10 protein-coding genes and 2 tRNA genes are annotated in these 12,080 nt (G+C 72.4%); 7 read left to right on the top strand and 5 right to left on the bottom strand.

What is annotated here, in order from left to right; all coding sequences use genetic code 11:
- Positions 1–117 precede the first annotated feature (117 nt).
- The 6 genes from J4G33_RS02565 to dnaG all read left to right on the top strand — a co-directional run bounded on the left by J4G33_RS02565 (position 118) and on the right by dnaG (position 9,331).
- Positions 118–1,365 (top strand): sugar ABC transporter substrate-binding protein, encoded by a 1,248-nt coding sequence (locus tag J4G33_RS02565; protein ID WP_208054301.1) that lies wholly within the window; start codon positions 118–120, stop codon positions 1,363–1,365.
- 178 nt (positions 1,366–1,543) lie between these two features.
- Complete coding sequence (locus tag J4G33_RS02560; RefSeq protein ID WP_208054300.1) at positions 1,544–3,157, top strand: ABC transporter permease subunit; 1,614 nt, start codon at positions 1,544–1,546, stop codon at positions 3,155–3,157.
- A 1-nt stretch (position 3,158) separates the two neighbouring features.
- On the top strand, positions 3,159–4,046 hold the full coding sequence (locus J4G33_RS02555; protein WP_208054299.1) for a sugar ABC transporter permease: 888 nt from the start codon (positions 3,159–3,161) through the stop codon (positions 4,044–4,046).
- A gap of 2 nt (positions 4,047–4,048) precedes the next feature.
- Positions 4,049–5,941: a glycoside hydrolase family 13 protein gene (locus J4G33_RS02550; protein WP_208054298.1), complete on the top strand. Its 1,893-nt coding sequence runs from the start codon at positions 4,049–4,051 to the stop codon at positions 5,939–5,941.
- A 58-nt stretch (positions 5,942–5,999) separates the two neighbouring features.
- Positions 6,000–7,283 (top strand): deoxyguanosinetriphosphate triphosphohydrolase, encoded by a 1,284-nt coding sequence (locus tag J4G33_RS02545; RefSeq protein WP_208054297.1) that lies wholly within the window; start codon positions 6,000–6,002, stop codon positions 7,281–7,283.
- Between the two features lie 83 nt (positions 7,284–7,366).
- Positions 7,367–9,331 (top strand): DNA primase, encoded by a 1,965-nt coding sequence (gene dnaG, locus J4G33_RS02540; protein WP_208054296.1) that lies wholly within the window; start codon positions 7,367–7,369, stop codon positions 9,329–9,331.
- Between the two features lie 37 nt (positions 9,332–9,368).
- Here the strand turns inward: dnaG and J4G33_RS02535 are convergent, their stop codons facing one another.
- The 3 genes from J4G33_RS02535 to J4G33_RS02525 form a co-directional block, all read right to left on the bottom strand.
- Entirely contained in the window at positions 9,369–10,355 is a 987-nt protein-coding gene (locus J4G33_RS02535; protein ID WP_208054295.1) for a glycosyltransferase family 2 protein, read from the bottom strand.
- A gap of 143 nt (positions 10,356–10,498) precedes the next feature.
- Positions 10,499–10,571: transfer RNA gene (locus J4G33_RS02530), tRNA-Asn, on the bottom strand.
- Positions 10,572–10,684: 113 nt separating this feature from the next.
- Positions 10,685–11,185, bottom strand: coding sequence for a hypothetical protein (locus J4G33_RS02525; RefSeq protein WP_208054294.1), 501 nt, complete (start codon positions 11,183–11,185; stop codon positions 10,685–10,687).
- Between the two features lie 112 nt (positions 11,186–11,297).
- Between J4G33_RS02525 and J4G33_RS02520 the strand changes: the two genes are divergently transcribed.
- Positions 11,298–11,371, top strand: a tRNA-Ile gene (locus J4G33_RS02520).
- A 39-nt stretch (positions 11,372–11,410) separates the two neighbouring features.
- On the opposite strand, the gene J4G33_RS02515 is transcribed toward J4G33_RS02520, so the two are convergent.
- Positions 11,411–11,602, bottom strand: coding sequence for a hypothetical protein (locus J4G33_RS02515; protein WP_208054293.1), 192 nt, complete (start codon positions 11,600–11,602; stop codon positions 11,411–11,413).
- Between the two features lie 99 nt (positions 11,603–11,701).
- The gene (locus J4G33_RS02510; protein ID WP_208054292.1) at positions 11,702–12,007 is read right to left on the bottom strand and encodes a YtxH domain-containing protein; all 306 of its coding nucleotides are present in this window, start codon (positions 12,005–12,007) and stop codon (positions 11,702–11,704) included.
- Positions 12,008–12,080 lie beyond the last annotated feature (73 nt).

The raw sequence follows: 12,080 nt of genomic DNA, 5'->3' as shown, positions 1-12,080 counted from the left end.
AAAGTTACCGCAACGGCTTGCACGGAGGCGAACCGCGCGGTTACGGTCCTCGCCATCAGGGCCGCCGTCGGCCGGACCGACGGCGGCCGAACGGACGACTCTGTAGGGAGACCGACGATGCGACGGAGCATCCCCCTGGTCGCGCTTGCCCTGGGCACCGCGCTGACCCTGACCGCCTGCGGCGGCTCGGCCGAAGAGAACGGCGAGGAGGTCGAGACCCCCGCCGAGACGGAGGGCGAGGCCACCGGCGACGGCGGCACGCTCACCATCTGGGTCGACGAGACCCGTCAGGCCGCGGTCGAGGCCGCGGCGGCCGACTTCGAGGCCGAGACCGGCAGCACGGTCGAGACCGTGCTGAAGAACTTCGAGGACATCCGGGCGGACTTCAACGCCCAGGTGCCCACCGGGGAGGGGCCCGACATCACCGTGGGTGCTCACGACTGGCTCGGCGAGCTGACCTCCAACGGCGTGGTCGCCCCGATCGAGCTGGGTGAGAAGGCCGGCGAGTTCGAGACCGTCGCGGTCGAGGCCTTCACCCAGGACGGCCAGGTCTACGGCCTGCCCTACGCGGTCGAGAACATCGCCCTGATCCGTAACACTGCTCTTGCGGAGGAGGCCCCCGCCACCTGGGACGAGGCCGTCGCGGCCGGGGAAGCGGCTGGCACCGAGTACCCGATCCTGCTGCAGATGGACGAGACCGGCGACCCGTACACCGCCTACCCGCTGCAGACCTCCTTCGGGGCCCCGGTCTTCGAGCAGAACGAGGACGGCTCCTACTCGCCCGAGCTCGCCCTGGGCGGGGAGAACGGCACGGCCTTCGCCGAGTGGCTCGCCGAGCAGGGGGCTGCTGGAACCCTCGACACCGCGATCACCTACGACGTCGCGGTCGAGGCCTTCGCCAACGGCCAGTCCCCGTTCATCATCGGGGGACCGTGGATGCTCGACAGCTTCGCTGACCTCGACCTCGCGATCGACCCGATCCCGGCGCCGGGCTCCGAGCCCGCGCAGCCGTTCGTCGGGGTCGCGGGCTTCTACGTGAGCGGCCAGAGCGAGAACACCCTGCTCGCCAATGACTTCCTCGTGAACTACATGGCCACCGAGGAGGCCCAGCTCGCCCTGTACGAGGCAGGGGCGCGTCCGCCGGCCCTGGTCGCCGCGGCCGACTCGGCCTCCTCCGACCCGATCACCGCCGGGTTCCGCGAGGTGGGCGCCGACGCCGTGCCGATGCCCTCGATCCCCGAGATGGGATCGGTCTGGGAGTTCTGGGGCGTGACCGAGGCAGGCATCGTCAGTGGCTCTCTCGAGCCGGTGGCCGGCTGGGAGAAGATGGTCAGCGACATCCAGGGCGCCCTCGACGCGTCCTGAGCGCGACGGGTCGGTGCGGGTCTTGACCGGACCCGCACCGACCTGTGCCGTGCCCCCCGGCTGCGCAGCGCCGTCGTCCTGCGCAGCTCCCTCTGTGCGCCGCGCCCCCTGCGGGCTGCCGCACACCCCCTCGCCCGACCGCACTGCTGCGGTCCCGTGACCCCTGGAGGGCCACCCGATGAGCTCCCACCAACCGCCGACGCTCACCACCCCCGAGCGTCCGTCGGCGGTAACCCAGCCCCGCACCTCGCACGCGAGCACCTGGGGCCGTGGCTTCCTCGTCAAGCTCGCCCTGCTCGCCGCCGTCGACGCCCTCGGTGTGTACGGGGTGCTCGCGGCGTGGAGCGCCGAGTCCCACGGACTCCTGGCGGTGCTGGTCGTGCTCCTCGTGGTCGCGAACTGGGTGTACTTCTCCCGCCGGGCGCTGCCGCTCAAGTACATCCTGCCCGGGCTGATCTTCCTGCTGGTCTTCCAGATCTTCGTCGTGCTGTACACGGGCTGGGTGGCCTTCACCAACTACGGAGACGGGCACAACTCACCCAAGGGCCAGGCGGTCGAGGCCCTGCTGGTGCAGAACGAGCGGCGTGTCGAGGACTCGCCGGCCTACCCCCTGACGGTGATCGCCGACGGCGAGGAGCTCGGCTTCGCGATCCTCACCGACGGGGGGCAGGTGCGGGTCGGCACGGCCGAGCAGCCCCTCGAGGACGCCCCCGAGGCCGAGGTCTCCGACGGGGTCGTCACGGCCGTGCCGGGGTTCGAGGTGCTGCCTCGTCCGACGGTCATCGAGCGGCAGGCCGAGGTCACGACCCTGCGCGTCCCCGTCTCGCAGGACCCCGAGGACGGCTCGATCCGGACCCAGGACGCCCGCAGCGGCTACGTCTACCTCTCGGCCCTCGAGTACGACGAGGCGGCCGACACGATGACCGACGTCGCCACCGGCACGGTCTACCGTCCCAACGACGACGGTCAGTTCGAGGCCGAGGACGGCAGCACCCTGGGCGTCGGGTGGCGGGTCTTCGTCGGGGTCGACAACTTCGTCACCGCCTTCGCCGACGCGCGCTACGCGACGCCCTTCCTCAAGATCCTCGCCTGGACGGTCGCCTTCGCGGTGCTGTCCGTGATCACGACCTTCCTTCTCGGCCTGTTCCTGGCGATCACGTTCAACGACCCGCGGCTGCACGGACGGCGGATCTACCGGACCCTGCTGATCCTTCCCTACGCGATCCCCGGGTTCCTCGCGGCCCTGCTGTGGTCCGGACTCCTCAACCGACGGTTCGGATTCATCAACGACGTGCTCCTCGGCGGCGCGGAGATCGGCTGGCTCACGGACCCGACGCTGGCCAAGCTCTCGGTGCTCGGGGTCAACCTCTGGCTGGGCTTCCCGTACATGTTCCTCATCTGCACCGGCGCGCTGCAGTCCATCCCGGGGGACGTGATGGAGGCTGCGCGGATCGACGGCGCCGGCCGCTGGCGCACCTGGCGGTCCATCACGCTGCCTCTCCTCCTGGTCTCGACGACGCCGCTGCTGATCTCCTCGTTCGCGTTCAACTTCAACAACTTCACGCTGATCTACATGCTCACCGGGGGCGGTCCACGGTTCCAGGACGCCTCGGTCCCGCTGGGGCACACCGACATCCTCATCTCGATGGTCTACGCCGTCTCGGGGGTCGACGGCAGTGCCCCGAAGAACTACGGCCTGGCCAGCGCCCTGTCGATCGTGGTGTTCCTCATCGTCGCGACGGTCTCGGCGATCGCCTTCAAGCGCACCCGCTCTCTCGAGGAGATCAACTGACATGGCCACCTCAGCACCGGCCGTCGCGGCCCGTCGTCGGATGACCCCTCGGCGCTACATGTCCGAGCTCGGCTGGCGTCACCTCGTGGGCGTGGTCGCGGTCGTCTACGCGGGGTTCCCCCTGGTCTACGTGATCTCCGCATCCCTGAGCGAACGCGGCACCCTGACCGGGTCCAACCAGCTGTTCGCGCAGGTCAGCACGGCCAACTACGAGGCACTGGGTGACACGTACTTCTGGACCTGGGTCGCCAACACCCTCATCATCGCGGTCGTCACCGGGGTGGGGACGGTGCTCATGGGAGCGGCAGCGGCCTACGCCTTCTCGCGGTTCCGCTTCTCGGGGCGACGGGCCGGTCTCACCGCCCTGCTCATCATCCAGATGTTCCCCCAGATGCTGGCCTTCGTCGCGATCTTCCTGCTGCTCCTCGGCATCGGCAACGTGGTCCCCGAGCTGGGCCTCAACAGCAAGCTCGCCCTGATCTGCGTCTACCTGGGCGGGGCGCTGGGGGTCAACACCTTCCTCATGTACGGGTTCTTCAACACCGTGCCCCGCGAGCTCGACGAGGCCGCCAAGATCGACGGTGCGACCCACGGCCAGATCTACTGGACGATCATCCTGCGCCTCGTCTCGCCGATCCTCGCGGTCGTCGGGCTGCTCTCCTTCATCGCGACCTTCGGGGAGTTCATCATCGCCAGGGTGGTGCTCCAGTCGGAGGCGAACTGGACCCTCGCGGTCGGGCTCTACGGTTGGGTCTCGGCCCTGCTCGAGGCCAACTGGGGCCTGTTCGCGGCCGGGGCGGTGATCTCGGCCCTGCCGGTCCTCGCCCTGTTCCTCTTCCTGCAGAAGTACATCGTCGGCGGCCTCACGGCCGGATCGGTCAAGGGGTGAGCGTGGCGGGACGGCACGAGGCGGAACCGGAGCCGGGTGCCCACCTGCTCGACCTGCCGCACCACGACGGCAGCGCCCTGCACGTGGCGCCCGGCCCGTACGCCCTGGGGGACCGGGTGCGGGTCCGCGTCCGGGTGCCCGCCGCGGCGGGGGTGACCGCCGTCCACCTGCGCGTGGTGCACGACGGCGAGCCGCGGGTGGGGCCCATGGCACGTGAGGAGCCGCCGGCTGCGGGCCAGCCTCCGTCGGAGGCCTGGTACGTCGGCGAGGTCGAGGTGCACAACCCGGTCACGACCTACCGCTTCCTGCTCCAGACCGCGGACGGTCACGCCTGGCTCACCGGCCGCGGGGTGCACCTGCGGCACGTGCCCGACGCCGCGGACTTCCGGCTCACCGTGCACGCCCCGGCCCCCTCCTGGGCCCGGCACGCGGTGGTCTACCAGGTGTTCCCCGACCGCTTCGCCCGGGCGGGGCGCGGGCCCGCGGAGCACGCTGAGGTGCCCGCCTGGGCCGAGCCTGCGCAGTGGTCGGACGAGCCCGTCGGCTCCGGGCCCAGCACGCCGCGCCAGCTCTACGGCGGGGACCTCGCGGGGATCGAGGAGAGGCTCGACCACCTCGCGACCCTCGGGGTCGACGTGCTCTACCTGACCCCCTTCTTCCCGGCGCGGTCCAACCACCGGTACGACGCGTCGAGCTTCGACCACGTCGACCCCGTGCTCGGCGGCGACCACGCGCTGGCCTCCCTGTCCGCAGCCGTCCACGCCCGGGGGATGCGGATCATGGGGGACCTGACCACCAACCACACCGGAGACGCCCACGAGTGGTTCCGGCGCGCGCAGCAGGACCCGAGCAGCCCTGAGGCGCGCTTCTACCTCGCGCAGGAGGCGCCCCCCGGCTACGTCAGCTGGCTCGGCCACGCCTCGTTGCCCAAGCTCGACCACCGTGACCCCGAGCTGGCCCGCCGGCTCGTCGACGGCCCCGGCTCGGTCATCGCACGCTGGCTCGCCCCGCCCTTCGCCCTCGACGGCTGGCGCATCGACGTCGCCAACATGACCGGCCGACACCGCGACGTCGACGTGACCCACCAGGTCGCCCGGACCATCCGCGCGACCATGCAGGCCGCGAACCCCGAGGCGCTGCTCGTCTCGGAGCACTTCCACGACGCCTCGGCCGATCTGCTCGGCGACGGCTGGCACGCCAACATGAACTACGACGGGTTCAGCCGACCCGTCTGGAGCTGGCTCGCCGACCCCCGGTCCACGCTCCCCGCTCACGGCCTGCCCGTCCCGCAGGTCCGCCGAACCGGTCAGGACATGGTCGCGACCATGCGCGACTTCGACTCGGCCCTGCCCTGGGCGGTCACCAGCCACCAGTGGAACCTGCTGGGCTCGCACGACACCCCGCGCCTGCGCACGGTGGTCGGGGACCCGCGTCTCGTCGAGGTCGCTGTCGGCCTCCTCATGACGTACCCGGGCACACCGATGGTCTTCGCCGGGGACGAGGTCGGGGCGACGGGGCGCAACGGAGAGCACGCGCGCACGACCATGCCCTGGGACGAGCCCGAGCGCTGGGACGGAGCGACCTTCGAGCTCTACCGGCGTCTGATCACGGTCCGCCGCTCCTCGCCGGCTCTGCGCGAGGGCGGCCTGCGATGGGCCGTCGTCGCCGAGGACGCCGTCGCCTACCTCCGCGAGACGCCGCAGGAGCGCGTCCTCGTCCTCGCCTCGCGCGCCCCGTGGCGCGGCGCGGTGCTCCCGCGCGGCCTGCTCCCGCGTCACCTCCCTGCCGGTACCGCACAGACCCTGCACGGCCCCGACCTCCTCGTGGACGAGGCAGGCCTGCACCTGCCCGCAGAGGGTCCGGTCCTCGGCGTCTGGCGGCTCACGGGGCCCTGAGGGCACCGTCCCTGAGGACGATCGGCCTGCACACCCGGTCGCCCACTAGGGTTGGTCCGTGCCAGGAGCCCCCTCCCGCCCGGTCGGCGACTACACCGAGGCTGATCGTGAGCGCTGGGCGCGCGAGGAGCCCAAGAGCAAGCAGCGCACCTCCTTCGAGCGCGACCGGGCGCGGATCGTCCACTCGGCCGCCCTGCGCCGGCTCGGCGCGAAGACCCAGGTCCTCGGCCCCGCGAGCGACGACTTCGTCCGCACCCGCCTCACCCACACCCTCGAGGTCGCCCAGGTCGGTCGTGAGCTCGGCAAGGCCCTGGGCTGCGACCCCGACGTCGTCGACACGGCCTGTCTCGCGCACGACCTCGGCCACCCGCCCTTCGGCCACAACGGGGAGCGCGCCCTGGCCGAGGTGAGCGCCGCGATCGGCGGCTTCGAGGGCAACGCCCAGACCCTGAGGCTGCTGACCCGCCTGGAGCCCAAGGTCACCGACCTGGTGACCGGGCGCGCCGTCGGTCTCAACCTCACCCGCGCGAGCCTCGACGCCTCGGTCAAGTACCCGTGGCGCGCGCGGGAGGCCTCGGCCGGCCCTGAGGCGCGCCCCGCGACCAAGTTCGGCGTCTACGAGGACGACGGCGAGGTCTTCACCTGGCTGCGTGACGGCGCTGCGGACAGGGTGCGCTGCCTCGAGGCCCAGGTCATGGACCTCGCCGACGACATCTCCTACTCGGTGCACGACGTCGAGGACGCCGTGGTGGGTGGGCGCCTCGAGCTCGAGGTCCTCGACCGGGCCGAGGCCCGCCGCAGGGTCGTGGAAGAGGTCGGGGACTGGTACGGCCGCGCCGTGGCCCCCGCCGAGCTCGAGGCCGCGATGGACCGGCTCCTCGGTCTCGAGCCATGGGTGCGGGGCTACGACGGCTCGCGCCCGGCCCTCGCGGGTCTCAAGGACATGACCAGCCAGCTCATCGGGCGCTTCTGCGGAGCGGCCATCGCCGCGACCCGGGAGCGCTACGGCCCCGGTCCGCTCGTCCGTTACGAGGCCGAGCTCGTGGTGCCCCAGGAGACCCTCGCCGAGGTGCTGGTGCTCAAGGGCCTCGCGGTCACCTACGTCATGGCCCCGCGCGAGCACGAGCCGCTCTACGGTCGCCAGCGCGAGATCATCACCGACCTCGTCGAGGTGCTGGCGGACCGCGCCCCGGTCTCCCTCGAGCAGCCCTTCGCCGAGGACTGGTCCCAGGCCGCGGACGACGCCGCCCGGCTGCGCGTGGTCGTGGACCAGGTGGCCTCCCTGACCGACGTGAGCGCAGCCGAGTGGCACGCCCGTCTGGTGCACCCGCCCCGCCGGTGAGCGGCTGGGCCGTCGGCCTCGACCGCTCCGGCCAGGGCGGTCGGGCGGACGGCGGGACCGGGCCGACGCCCTAGACTCGGCGCGTGGCAGGCCGGATCCGACGCGAGGACGTGGCCCTCGTCCGCGAGCGCGCGGCCATCGACGAGATCGTCGGCGAGCACGTGACGCTCAAGCCGGCGGGCGTGGGCTCGATGAAGGGACTCTGCCCCTTCCACGACGAGCGATCCCCCTCCTTCCACGTGCGCCCCCAGGTGGGTCTGTGGCACTGCTTCGGCTGCGGCGAGGGCGGGGACGTCATCTCCTTCCTGCAGAAGATCGACGGCATGGCCTTCACCGAGGCCGTCGAGCATCTCGCCGGTCGGGTGGGGGTGCAGCTGCGCTACGAGGAGGGCGGCGCAGCCCGTCCCGGGGAAGAGCCAGGTCGCCGGCAGCGGCTGCTCGAGGCCCATCGCAGCGCAGCGGCCTACTACGCCGAGCAGCTCCTGACGCCCGGCGCGGCGGTCGGTCGCACCTTCCTCGCCGAGCGGGGCTTCGACCGGTCGGCCGCCGAGCACTTCGGTGTGGGGTACGCGCCCCAGGGCTGGGACAACCTGCTGCGGCACCTGCGAGGGCGTGGTTTCACCGAGGCCGAGCTCACGGCCTCCGGGCTCATGAGTCAGGGCAACCGCGGGCCCTACGACCGCTTCCGCGGCCGTCTGGTGTGGCCGATCCGGGACGTCACGGGGGACGTCGTGGGGTTCGGGGCTCGCAAGCTCTACGAGGACGACCCTGGGCCCAAGTACCTCAACAGCCCCGACACCGTGCTCTACAAGAAGACCCACGTGCTCTACGGGATCGACCTCGCCAAGCGGGAGATCGCCCGGAACAAGCAGGTCGTGGTGGTCGAGGGCTACACCGACGTGATGGCGGCCCACCTGTCCGGGGTGCCGACGGCCGTCGCGACCTGCGGCACGGCCTTCGGCTCGGACCACGCACGCATCGTGCGGCGGCTGGTCGGGGACTCCTCGGCCGGCGCGGGGGTCCAGCTCGCCTCGGGGACCTCGGTCGGCGGCGAGATCATCTTCACCTTCGACGGGGATGCCGCCGGCCAGAAGGCAGCCCTCCGGGCCTTCGGCGAGGACCAGCGGTTCTACGCCCAGACGTTCGTCGCCGTCGAGCCCAGCGGCATGGATCCCTGCGAGCTGCGTCAGGAGCGCGGTCCCGACGCGGTGCGCGCGCTGGTCGCCGGACGGCAGCCGCTGTTCGAGTTCGTGATCCGGTCCACCATCCGTGCGCACGACCTCGAGACCGTCGAGGGGAGGGTCGCCGCGCTGCGCGCCTCGGCCCCCGTCGTCGCGGGGATCCGCGACGCAGCGCTGCGTCCGGAGTACGCGCGGATGCTCTCCGGCTGGCTCGGCATGGAGTTCGAGACGGTGCGCCGTGCGGTCTCGGCCGCGGAGCGCCAGGGCCCCCGCGGCGGCTCCGGGGGCCCAGGGGGGGCGGGGCAGCGCGGCAGCCACCCGACCATGCCGGGCCCGGGGGAGCGGCCCGACCCGGGGCAGGAGTCGCGCAGCCGACCGCTGGCCCCGGACCGGACGGACCCCGTGGCCAAGCTCGAGCGCAACGCCCTCGAGGTGGTGCTGCAGCACCCGCGCGCCGTCGACGTGGGCTCCTTCGACGCGCTGGCCGGTGACGCCTTCACGGTGCCGGCCTTCCGCGCGGTGCACGAGGCGATCCGCGCCGCGGGTGGTCTGGGGACCGCGGTGGCCGACGACGGCGCGTGGGTCGAGCGGGTGCGTGACGAGGCGGGGGAGACCATCGGCGCGCTGGTGACCGAGCTCGCCGTGACCCCCCTGCCCGAGGACCGCCCCGAGGCCGTCGAGGACTACGTCCGCGGGGTCGTGGGCGCCTTGGTGGACCTGGGCCTGACCCGCCAGATCGCCGACGCCCGCGGGCGGCTCCAGCGGATGGACGCCGTGGCCCAGGCCGAGGAGTACCAGGCGGCCTTCGCCGAGCTGGTCGAGCTCGAGAAGACGCGGCGGGCGCTGCGCGAGGCCACGCGCGAGTAGTCGCTGGCTGGCGACGAGCCGCCCACGGCGCGGGGGCTCACGGCAGGAGTGCGCGCGTCGGCGGGTGCCCTGCAGGGGTGCCCGGGCGGGGACGGGTCCCTCTCCAGGCCACCCGTCCTGCGGCGAGGTCCAGCGCGCTGCGCAGGACGTTGCGCACGAGGTGCGGCGTGCGGAGGCGGGTCCAGCGCAGCATCTGCGCCATGCACCGGGTCCGGTCCACCGTCGACAGCGGTGCGCGGAGGACCGCCTCGAGGTAGCCCCGGCCCAACCGCCACTCCGGGAACACGGGGCGGCCGACGAGCCGAGGGTTGAACCAGGCGATGCGCTCCCGCGCCGTGCGGTACTGCCGCACCGAACGGCCAGCGTGCTGGCGCCGGTGGAAGAGGACCTCAGGGACGTCCACCAGTCGCCCCCGCAGGGACAGCTCAGCCAGCAGCACCCGGTCGGACTCGGAGTACAGCCCGAGGCCCCGCGTGCTCGCGAGCACCTCGGCACGCATGAGCCCGAAGATGCTGAAGCACTGGTAGTTGCGCTGGGACAGGCTGGCGAACCGGACCGCGACGTCGGGGTGGTCGGCCTCGAGCGACTGATCACCCCACGCGCGCACGTGCCCCCCGTGCTCGTCGACGTCGTCGGTGCGGCTGTGCGCCACGGAGACGGTCGGGTCAGACTCCAGCAGCTGCAGGACGGCTGCGAGGTAGCCGGGCTCGTGGACGTCGTCGGCGGCAGCCCACTTGAAGTAGCGCGCACCGGGGTGCCGCAGGGCGAACACGGCGTTGAAGTTCGCCGCGCCTCCGTAGTTGGTCGGCTGGCGGACGTACAGGACGCGTGGGTCCCGGGCGGCGACCTCCCGGCAGAGCTGCTCGGTGGCGTCCGTGGACCCGTTGTCCGAGATGACGATCTCCAGGTCGCTCACCGTCTGGGCCAGCAGGCTCTCGAGTGCCGGGACGAGGAAGGCCGCACCGTTGTAGACGGGAACGCCGATCGAGATCAGCGGCGCCGACGTCGTGCAGTGATCAACCACCGAGCAAGTCTGCCTCGCGCGGGCGGGAGGTGCATTCCGGGCCGCCCTGGGGGCGAGGGCTCGTCTGACGCCGACCCGACCCATCGACCACGAACAGCAGAGGGGCCCCGCACGTGCGGGGCCCCTCTGCTGGTGATCCTGTGCTCCCTCGACTGGACTCGAACCAGTAACCGTCCGATTAACAGTCGGATGCTCTGCCAATTGAGCTACGAGGGATCGCGGGTCGCAATGCTACCCGATGACCCCGGGTGCCTCGAACACCGGGCTGGCGCGCGTGGCGCGGGGCGCTGTGCCGGGCGCGTCCTGCCGCGTGCGCCAGGGCGGTCGGATCAGTGCAGACCTGCCGCCTCGCGCACCCGTGCCTCGGCAGCGTCGACCGCGGCGGCCGTCGCGGGGTCGGACAGGTCCACCCGCCCGTCGCCGATCACCTGGGTCAGCAGGCCGCCGTCGGCTCCCCGTCGTAGGGCCACGCGGACGGTCGCCCCACGCGGCAGGGACACCTGCTCGCGATGCACCACGGAGGCCTGGACGCGCTCGTGCAGCACGCGGACGAACCGTTGCGCCCCCTCCTCCTCGAGCACGACCTCGGCCTTCGGGGAGCCGTCGACCCATGTGATGGTGAGGGTGCGCGTCTCGGGGTCGAGCCGGGCCCCGTCGACCTCGTGCCACGGGTGCTCGAGCACCCCGCCGCTCACCACCAGCCGGGACCTGGTCGCGACCGCCCACCCGCCCGAGCAGGGGGCTGCGGCGAGCACCGGCTCGTCCCGGGGCAGGCCGATCTCGGAGCGGATCTCGGCGGGGAGCCGCGTGCGGCGTCTGAGGGCTGCCATGAGTCCAACCTAACCCGCGGGTGGCGGCGGCCCACCGGCGCAGGCCCCCGGCGCCCGCACGGGACCCGGCGCCTCCCGGTCGAGCCGGGGTGCCGATAGCCTGTACGCCCGAGGGCCAGTAGCTCAGCCGGTCAGAGCAGCGGACTCATAATCCGTCGGTCGTGGGTTCAAGCCCCACCTGGCCCACCCCGCGCCGATCACGGCTCATCCTCCGACGACCAGTCCTCAGGGCCCGCTGGTCACGGTCGTCACCAGGAACAGTGCCGACCCCGCTGCGAGGCAGCCGACGGCGTAGCGAAAGACACGACGCTCCTCGTCGGTGCGCCGCGCCTGCCCGTGCCTGAACGCGAGGACGAGCAGGGCCGCGCCGGAGATGGTCAGCAGGCCCCCGAGGGCCAGGGTCGCGGTCTGCAGCATGCGCCCAGTGTGCCGTGCGGATCTGTCACCGGGCGTGGCACATGCCGAGGGCGGGGTCACCACGCTGGTGCGCGCGACCCCGCCCTCAGGATGTCCGGCTCAGACGGTGCCGGAACCCGTCGTCGAGCTCGACGCGGTGCCGTTGGTGCCGCTGTCCTGGTCCTTGCCGCCGCGGACCTGCTCGGAGGCCGACTTCACGGCGCCGGTGACCTTCTCCTTGATCTCGGGGCCCTTCTCACGGACGAGGTCGCTCGCGCGGTGCTCGACGTCCGAGATGCCGTCCTGGACGCGCGGGTCCTCCCACAGTTCCTGGGCCTTGCTGCGGATCTTGTCGAACTGCTGCCGGCCGGCGCGGGTCCCGAGCACGTAGCCCACGGCTCCGCCGACGAGGAATGCTGCCTTCATGCGCATGGTGCGCCTCCTTCGTCCGGTGGGGCGACCGGCCTGCTGGTCCGGCGCCTTCTCCTTGCGAGACTAG

The sequence above is a fragment of the Actinotalea soli genome (genome assembly GCF_017565425.1).
Classification (GTDB): Bacteria; Actinomycetota; Actinomycetes; order Actinomycetales; family Cellulomonadaceae; genus Actinotalea; species Actinotalea soli.
Note: the sequence above shows the minus strand (reverse complement) of the source record. Positions and strands in the feature narration are given on the sequence as shown.

Coding starts and splice junctions, on each gene's coding strand:
- J4G33_RS02560 (WP_208054300.1), top strand. CDS start 1,544: ATGAGCTCCCACCAACCGCCGACGCTCACCACCCCCGAGCGTCCGTCG.
- J4G33_RS02525 (WP_208054294.1), bottom strand. CDS start 11,185: ATGGCAGCCCTCAGACGCCGCACGCGGCTCCCCGCCGAGATCCGCTCC.
- J4G33_RS02510 (WP_208054292.1), bottom strand. CDS start 12,007: ATGAAGGCAGCATTCCTCGTCGGCGGAGCCGTGGGCTACGTGCTCGGG.
- J4G33_RS02565 (WP_208054301.1), top strand. CDS start 118: ATGCGACGGAGCATCCCCCTGGTCGCGCTTGCCCTGGGCACCGCGCTG.
- J4G33_RS02515 (WP_208054293.1), bottom strand. CDS start 11,602: ATGCTGCAGACCGCGACCCTGGCCCTCGGGGGCCTGCTGACCATCTCC.
- J4G33_RS02555 (WP_208054299.1), top strand. CDS start 3,159: ATGGCCACCTCAGCACCGGCCGTCGCGGCCCGTCGTCGGATGACCCCT.